The 2018-nt window shown below is 39.8% G+C and carries 8 tRNA genes; 5 read left to right on the forward strand and 3 right to left on the reverse strand.

What is annotated here, in order from left to right:
• Positions 1-5: 5 nt before the first annotated feature.
• The 3 genes from L641_RS0109460 to L641_RS0109470 form a co-directional block, all read right to left on the reverse strand.
• A tRNA-Glu gene (locus L641_RS0109460) sits at positions 6-81 on the reverse strand.
• Positions 82-224: 143 nt separating this feature from the next.
• Positions 225-300: transfer RNA gene (locus L641_RS0109465), tRNA-Glu, on the reverse strand.
• A 36-nt stretch (positions 301-336) separates the two neighbouring features.
• Positions 337-412, reverse strand: a tRNA-Ala gene (locus tag L641_RS0109470).
• 663 nt (positions 413-1075) lie between these two features.
• On the opposite strand from L641_RS0109470, the gene L641_RS0109475 reads away from it, so the two are divergent.
• The 5 genes from L641_RS0109475 to L641_RS0109495 all read left to right on the forward strand — a co-directional run bounded on the left by L641_RS0109475 (position 1076) and on the right by L641_RS0109495 (position 1994).
• A tRNA-Val gene (locus L641_RS0109475) sits at positions 1076-1151 on the forward strand.
• A 149-nt stretch (positions 1152-1300) separates the two neighbouring features.
• A tRNA-Val gene (locus tag L641_RS0109480) sits at positions 1301-1376 on the forward strand.
• A 170-nt stretch (positions 1377-1546) separates the two neighbouring features.
• Positions 1547-1622, forward strand: a tRNA-Val gene (locus L641_RS0109485).
• A 170-nt stretch (positions 1623-1792) separates the two neighbouring features.
• A tRNA-Val gene (locus tag L641_RS0109490) sits at positions 1793-1868 on the forward strand.
• 50 nt (positions 1869-1918) lie between these two features.
• Positions 1919-1994, forward strand: a tRNA-Val gene (locus L641_RS0109495).
• Positions 1995-2018: the final 24 nt, after the last annotated feature.

Genomic DNA, 2018 nt, shown 5'->3' on the forward strand with positions numbered 1-2018 from the left:
GTAAGTGGCGTCCCCAAGGGGATTCGAACCCCTGTTACCGCCGTGAAAGGGCGGTGTCCTAGGCCTCTAGACGATGGGGACACAGAATATGTGTCACTAGGACAATTGATTAGTTTTACTCACATCCTGAGCTTTAAGGTAATGGCGTATAGTACAAATAAAGACTCGAGCTTTATGTGTTACGCTATTTTCTCGGTAAAACCGCCTTTAACTAAAAAGTTAAATGGCGTCCCCAAGGGGATTCGAACCCCTGTTACCGCCGTGAAAGGGCGGTGTCCTAGGCCTCTAGACGATGGGGACACAGAAAACTGTTACCCTAGGACAAACACTAAAAATTGGTGGAGCTATGCGGGATCGAACCGCAGACCTCTTCGCTGCCAGCGAAGCGCTCTCCCAGCTGAGCTATAGCCCCAACTTATTCAATACGCTCGGTGATAATCACGTCGTGTATCGCTTAGTGCGGGGCGCATTCTATGCACCCCCCAAAATAAAGTCAACAGTTTTTTATGCGACATTATTTAAATGGTTTAAATTTCAACAAACTGGCTATCATACGTGCTAAAAAACAGATTTTCATACTAATTTAGATGTCATGTTGCGCTTTACGTTGTTGTACTCGCCACATGTATACGACTAAGTACCCTATTCAACCGATAATATGAGTTTGAATATGATTTAAAGGGTATACATTTATATGCAAATTAGCTTGGTGCTGTTTTACTACTAAAAAAGCGCTGTTCATTGGCATGTTAAACTTTAAATAACTTTTTATTATCCGCTAATTTGTATCACGCAATACAATTATTGAAAGTTAGTCTTTTATTACATAAATATTTTATTGTTTATCCGACCACTAATGACATCTATTTAGTCTACGCCGCCGACTTTAAATAAACATTAAGCTTAACAATTGTTCGTTTAATATTAGTTTGTTGATAAAGTGAACACCGTTCGCACTGTATTGTTTATAAAAGCTTCATTCAGCACATTTTTATCATTCAAGTGTTGACACATTTGCAACTCTATCTATAATAGCGCCCCACAACAACGCAGCAATGTGGTGTTGTTTAGATGCGGGTGATTAGCTCAGTTGGGAGAGCATCGCCCTTACAAGGCGAGGGTCACTGGTTCAAGTCCAGTATCACCCACCACATTTTAATGTGTCGTATCTAATATTCTATATGGGGCGTTAGCTCACTTAGAAAAAAGAGAGCCTACTGCTATTTACAAGTAACGGCAAGGTTCACTGGTTAAAGTCCAGTACTATTAAACTTTAATAGTAGCGTTTAAATTTATATGTGGGTGATTAGCTCAGTTGGGAGAGCATCGCCCTTACAAGGCGAGGGTCACTGGTTCAAGTCCAGTATCACCCACCACATATAAAACCTATTGTTATATTAATAGTGATATGTATTAAAATTGTAATATGGGTCGTTAGCTCAGTTACAAGAAGTGAGAGCATCACCGCTATTTACAAGTAACGGCGAAGTTCACTGGTTAAAGTCCAGTACTATTTATTTTAATAGTAGCGTTTTAATTTATATGTGGGTGATTAGCTCAGTTGGGAGAGCATCGCCCTTACAAGGCGAGGGTCACTGGTTCAAGTCCAGTATCACCCACCACATATAAAATCTATTATTATGTTAATAGTGATTTGTATTAAAATTGTAATATGGGTCGTTAGCTCAGTTACAAGAAATGAGAGCATTACCGCTATTTACAAGTAACGGCGAAGTTCACTGGTTAAAGTCCAGTACTATTTATTTTAATAGTAGCGTTTTAATTTATATGTGGGTGATTAGCTCAGTTGGGAGAGCATCGCCCTTACAAGGCGAGGGTCACTGGTTCAAGTCCAGTATCACCCACCACATATAAAATCTATTATTATGTTAATAGTCATGTTTTAAAGTTGTAATATGGGTCGTTAGCTCAGTTGGGAGAGCATCGCCCTTACAAGGCGAGGGTCACTGGTTCAAGTCCAGTACGACCCACCATTCTTTGAATGGTGCATATTACAA

It is taken from the genome of Pseudoalteromonas sp. TB41, from assembly GCF_000497975.1.
Lineage (GTDB): Bacteria > Pseudomonadota > Gammaproteobacteria > Enterobacterales > Alteromonadaceae > Pseudoalteromonas > Pseudoalteromonas tetraodonis.